Annotated in this window: 4 protein-coding genes; all 4 read left to right on the top strand. The window is 58.6% G+C overall.

The window, feature by feature from the left end; translation table 11 throughout:
- Positions 1-811: 811 nt before the first annotated feature.
- A complete protein-coding gene (locus H5U02_13475) occupies positions 812-1,303 on the top strand; it encodes a DUF4330 domain-containing protein (GenBank protein ID MBC7343433.1) in 492 nt (163 codons plus the stop codon).
- A gap of 81 nt (positions 1,304-1,384) precedes the next feature.
- Positions 1,385-3,130 (top strand): O-antigen ligase family protein, encoded by a 1,746-nt coding sequence (locus tag H5U02_13470; GenBank protein MBC7343432.1) that lies wholly within the window; start codon positions 1,385-1,387, stop codon positions 3,128-3,130.
- A gap of 11 nt (positions 3,131-3,141) precedes the next feature.
- Positions 3,142-4,425 carry a glycosyltransferase family 4 protein gene (locus H5U02_13465; protein MBC7343431.1) on the top strand — a complete coding sequence of 428 codons (1,284 nt, stop codon included), beginning with the start codon at positions 3,142-3,144 and terminating at the stop codon, positions 4,423-4,425.
- A gap of 13 nt (positions 4,426-4,438) precedes the next feature.
- Positions 4,439-5,832: glycosyltransferase family 4 protein (locus H5U02_13460; protein MBC7343430.1), on the top strand; the 1,394-nt coding region annotated here is incomplete at its 3' end.

The raw sequence follows: 5,832 nt of genomic DNA, 5'->3' as shown, positions 1-5,832 counted from the left end.
CGGTAATTCTGCTCATCCCAAAACCCCCTTCCACCAGTAACTTGGTTAACTTGCTTTACCCTCGGCTACCCGCCGGTACTGTCTCCCTAATCTTCCTCCGCTTTCCTCTCTCCGGTTTCCCATCTCGCAGTCGCCATATTGGTGATACCCATTCGTCATATTCATAGTTCCCATGTTCTTGGAATTTATACGTCACCCACAATATTTTGGCTATTTTTGCAGCAAGGTTCGTTTTCAGCTCTGGCGTCAAGTGAAAGCGAGTACAAAGTTGATTTAAATTTTAAGGGTTGCCCTTGCTAAGTGGAAATAGGCGATGTTGAGTGAACCCTTATACTTTCAATGCTCTTGATTTTATTCTGTCTAATCCGCCTCCTGGGCTCGCCTTCATGGCTTGGCCTTGGTGCTGTGGCGATTGGCCGCCGAGGCCCCCTTGTGACCCCGTTCACATTATAACTGTTATTTCCAAGGTTGTAAAGGGGGGTCCGGTAGAATTTGTGATTTTTTTCAAAACTTTTTACCTCACCTTAACTTTTCCCTTACTTACCCATCGGGCTACTTATTACTGTATACGCCTATGCAATTTACCGTCAACAGGTTCTCGGCACTAGTTTCCGGCCTGGTTATTGCTTTGTTTACCCCATGCCCGATGTCCGTCAGTCTGTCGGCAAGCTAGTAGAGGGCTGTCCCATTACTTCGCCTACTCCTATACCTGCTTGCTGCCAGAAACTTGAACTTAGGCCTTGCAGGAACCTTGGCGCTGCTGTCGAAAAGAGAGATCTTGTTGTAGCCAAGGTTGAAGGGAGCGAAAGGAATGCGGTTAGTGGATGCCAAAGGACGGTTATTGGGAATCATCAACTTGATCGATCTGCTGGTGGTGATCCTGGTCATCGGCGCCGCCTTGGTGGTGGCTTGGCCCCGATTGTCCCACCAGATAACCATTGACCAAGGCCAGCCAGTAAAGGTATTGCTATATGTCGACTACGTAAAGCCCGATGTGGCCGAAGCGCTTAAGGTAGGGGATCAGATTAGCGTGGTTAGCGGCGGAGCCTTAGGAAGGATAACTGATGTCAAGGTCCAGCCCCTGAAGGTGGTTACTACCAAGGACGACGGTACCCGGGTGGTAGTCTCGGACCCTTATTACAAGGAGGTCTATATCACCGTCGAGGGCAAAGGACAGCTTGGCCATGGCACCGCCAAGGTAGGCGGCAACGAGATGCTGGTGGGGGACGTAATTAAAGTCCATACTGATAATTTCCGGGCCAACAATGCCAACATCCTTTCGGTGGAGCCCATCTCGAAGTAAGCCCTGGGCCGGGAACAGAGGTCTGGTGTAAGAATTGGTATGCAAGGCGTAGGCCAAGCGGTCAAAAAGCGAGGGAGCGATTTGAGTCAGTGGGAAGGTTGGGTTGAGCATAGTTCGGCGGTCAGGTGGGGCCGAAATTTAGCTGGCCAGTGGGAGAATATATGGGCGGGCAGCTGCCTTGCTGCTTTCCTGGAATGGCTGTGGCGGACTCTGGTCTGCCTGGGCCGGGGAAGCATCTTGGCGCGGGTTCTGGTGCTAGATCCCCCGGCTACGCTACCGCTGGCGCAGCAGTCATTGACCTGGGCGGGCCTTAGGGCAATTTACCGGGGCATACTGCGATTTACCTTGCCGCTGGGGTCATGGGGCCGGAGGCTTGCGAGCTCAAGCCTTTTTCTGGGCCTAGCGCGAGAGCACGCTATGGTGGCTTCAGCTGTCTACCTGTTGGGCTGCGCCATTGTATATGCGCGAACCGGCAGCCTACTTTTGACGGCTATTCTGCTTGGGCTATTGGTTGCAGCTTGGATTTATCTTCGTCCCGAGCTAGGGATACTATACATTTGTTTGTTCGTGCCCGTGGAGCTAGCCCTTATTAACACCTATCTGCCCTATAATGCCAAGTATACGGTGGAGGCAGTGCTGGCGGTAATGACTGTGGCCCTCCTGGTGCGGGTTTTCTTCCTGGGCGAAGTGCGGCTGGCGCCGGCCAGCACTGATATTCCCCTGGCGGTTCTGCTGGCCGTAGGGGTGCTATCCATCGTTGCCAACCGGGTGCCTGTATTTACCGGTATAGCTGGGCTCAGGGCCTTTTTGCAGTTTGCTCTTCTTTATGTAATCATTGTTCAAATCAAACCTTCGCGCTCGATGCTCTGGCGCTTGGTGGTTCTGCTTATAGCCCTAGCCACCATCTTGGCTCTGTACGGATGGTTTCAGAAGCTTACCGGGGTTGAGACTCCACCTTCCTGGGTAGATCCGGAAGAGGACATCAGCACGCGGGTTTTTGGCACCATGGCCAACCCCAATACCTTTGGCGGCTTCCTGTTGGCCTTCATCCCCCCTGCCTTGGCCCTAGCCCTTACCCGGGGGGAGAATTGGGGGTGGCGGAGCCTGGCTGGTATGGCTGCTCTAATCATGGCCGGAGCCTTGGCCTTTACCTATTCCCGCGGGGCCATGCTGGGGCTGGTGGCTGCCATCCTTTACCTGGGGCTGGTTCGGGACCGGCGTCTCTTGCTCGGTCTGCTGCTGGCGGCTTTGCTAGTTCCGGCGGTCATGCCGGGCATCTTGGACCGGATCGCCTTTGGATTTAGCTCCGATTATCTGAGCCAGAGCTCGTATTCGGGCAGGATCTTTGCTTGGATGAAGGGTTTAGAGGTTTTGAGTATGCACCCTTGGCTGGGGGTGGGCCCAGGCCGGTTTGGAGGCGCGGTAGCCAAGTTAATGGGTAGTCCGGCTTTCCTGGAGGTGGGCCTCTCCTACTGGCAAGGGGTGTGGCTGGACAACCAGATTGTTCAGGTGGCAGCTGAATTGGGCCTAGTGGGGCTGGCCGTTTTTGCTTGGTTCTTAGTGACCTTTGTCCGCGCTGCCTACCAGATTTATCACCGGGAGGCGAGCCCCCGCTGGCGGGCCATTATTGCCGGCATGACCGCTTCCTTTATAGGGCTCCTAATCCAATCCTTTGTGGCCGGTATTTGGGAAATCCACCAGACCGCTCTTTTCATCTGGCTGTTCATGGGCATAATAATGAGCCTGGAGGGCCGGCCTGCCAATGGCGACGATCACCAGCCGGCGGCGCAGGCGCTGGCCCAATGCAGGAGACAACAAGTGGCCTAGGAGCTGATGGCTTGCCGATTCGAGTGGCAGTAATCTACGGGGGCGGAAGCCAAGGAGGAGCCCCCCAATACCTAGAGACCATCCTGAAGGGCCTGGATCGAGGCCGTTTCCAGGTACTTTATTTAGATATCCGAGGCGAAGCCCTAACCGGGCGAATCCGCGACCTGGGTTGGGAGACCCGGGTGGTCCCGGCCGGACGGCGCGATCCTGCTGGTCGAAAGCTGGCGAGGGCGGTAGCCCAATTTCGGCCCCACCTCATCAATACCCATGGAGTGCGGGCCAACTTCTTCGGGAGGCTGATCGGCTCCCGGCTGGGCATCCCCGTCGTTACCACCGTCCACAGCGTCCTGGCCCATGACTACGGGAATGCCTGGCGCCGTCTGGCAGCGGAATTGATGGAGAGAGCTACCCAGAAGCGCACTCGCCGGTTCATCGCCATTTCCCAAAGCATTGCTCGGTATTTAGAGCAGCGCGGGGTAGCGCCGGAAAAGATCCAGATCATCTACCATGGCCTGGAGATGGAGGAATACCGGCGGCGGGCGGGGGTAGGAGCCAAAATGGGGGCCGGGGAAGGGGCCAGGAATGAAGCCGGGGAAGGCCATGCGATAGGCCAAACTGGCCAAACCCCTGGGGATAGGGCGGGCGTGGCGGCTACCGAGGAAGTCGCCGGCGCCGGCCATAAGGCCCAGACTAGACTCGGGTATCCCGGGAAGCCGGTGCCCGGACCGGTCATTGGCACGGTGGCCCGGCTGCACCCGGTCAAGGGCCTAGGTTATTTGATTTTGGCCTTTGCGGAGGTGCTGAGGGCCTTCCCCCAAGCCCATTTAATCATAATTGGCGGCGGAGGCAGCGGCGTCGAGGCCTTGGAAGAGGCCCGGCTACGCCGCCAAGTAGAGGAGCTGGGGCTAGGTGGGGCGGTCACTTTTGCCGGGTATCGCAACGATGTTCCCCGGTGGCTAGCGGGAATGGACGTATTCGTGTTACCATCTTTGATGGAGGGCTTGGGGCTGGTTTTGCTGGAGGCCATGGCCTTGGAGAAGCCGGTGGTGGCTACCCGGGTAGGGGGGATCCCGGAAATAGTGGAGGATGAAAAAAGCGGGCTCCTGGTGCCCCCGGCCGACGCCGGGGCCCTGGCTACCGCCATCCGGCGGGTATTGGCCGACCCTCAGTTGGCCCGGGGGCTCGGCCAAGCCGGCTACCGGCGGGTGGTCGCCCAGTTTAGCGCTCAGCGGATGCTGGCCGAGACCCAGGCGCTGTTTTCCGAGGTGGCTGGGTACAATACCAGGGACGCCTAAGGAGATGTTGTCTTTGCGTATACTCATGGCAGCTTCCTTTAATTACCCCCACGCTGGCGGCTTATCTACCCATATGAGCATGTTGGCGCGGGCGCTAACCCAAGCCAGCCATGAAGTCGATATTGCCTCATTTAGCGATCTGCCGGCTTACCTGCGGCTCCTAGGAGTGCAGGGGCCGTCCTTTCTCCTCAACCGCTGGCGGCGGGGGTTGGGGATGGTGGTCTCGCACCGGGCTAGGAGGAGGCTTCTTGCTGGAGTCATCCAGCGGCGGCTGCCGGCGGACGTCATTAATGCTGAGGATGTGTTTGCGGCGCTGGCCGCCAGAAAGGCGGCCAGCGCCGCCTCTGCCCCAGTAGTCCTCACCTTGCACGGCTATATGGCCTGGGAAGCAGTGAGCAAGGGCTCCATTGCCGCCGGCAGCCCGGCGGAGAAGTTTTTCTTGGACATGGAAGATCAGGCCTACCGGGAGGCGGACCGGATCATCACCGTCGATACCCGCTTGGCCAATTACGTAAAAGATCGGGTGGGGCGAACCGAAGGCGTCACCGTCATTCCCAATTTCATCGATCTGGATTCCTTCGACCCCTTGAGGCTACGGGAGGCCCAAGCCCGGCAGGCCGGCCAAGGTTGGCGGGAAAAATTGCGGAAGCGCTACGGCCTTCCTCCCGACGCCTACATCCTATTTTGCCCCCGCCGCCTGACGGAGAAAAATGGGGTTATCTACCCGCTTTTGGCTTTACCGTCGCTTTTAGCCCTTCATCCTGATTATTTCCTAGTTTACGCTGGCGAGGGCGAAGAGCGGCGGAGCTTGGAAGAGGCCATCCGGCGAGATAGGCTTTCGGACCACGTCCGGCTCCTAGGGGCGCTTGGCCGGGATGCCATCGAAGAGCTGTATGCAGTCTCTGACCTGGTCCTAGTGCCATCTGTAACCTCTGCCGGGGTGGAGGAGGCTACCTCCATAGCCGCTCTGGAGGGGATGGCGGCTGGCCTGCCGGTGGTGGCTTCCAGTATTGGAGGCTTAAAAGAACTGATCCAGCCCGAAAAGACCGGCTGGTTGGTGCCGCAGCGGGATGTAGCTGCCCTAAGCCGGGCCATCAATACCTTACGGGAGCAGCCGGAGCTGGCCGCATCCATCGGCCAGGCCGCCCGCCGGTATGTGGAGGCCCATCACTCCAGCCAGGCTGCTGCCCAGCGCTTCCTCGAAGTTTACCAGTCCGCTATCGAGGACAGGCGGTCCCAAGGCCAGGGCGGGCTGGGGCTAGTAGCCCACTTACAGGCTCCGGCGCCGGAGATACCTTCTGCCTCAGCACCGGCGCAGGTTGCAGCGCCGTCGGTGGCTCCAGCGCTAGCGCCGCCGGCTACAGCACCTGCCCCAGCGCCCTCCCCGGTGCCGGCGCCGGTACCAGG

It is taken from the genome of Clostridia bacterium (assembly GCA_014360065.1).
GTDB lineage: Bacteria > Bacillota > DSM-521 > Neomoorellales > JACIYF01 > JACIYF01.
The sequence above is the reverse complement of the archived record's forward strand: the minus strand, read 5'-3'. Positions and strand labels throughout refer to the sequence as shown.

What these genes read in the sequence shown, in the direction of transcription:
- H5U02_13475 (MBC7343433.1), top strand. Translation starts at nt 812, where the DNA reads ATGCGGTTAGTGGATGCCAAAGGACGGTTATTGGGAATCATCAACTTG.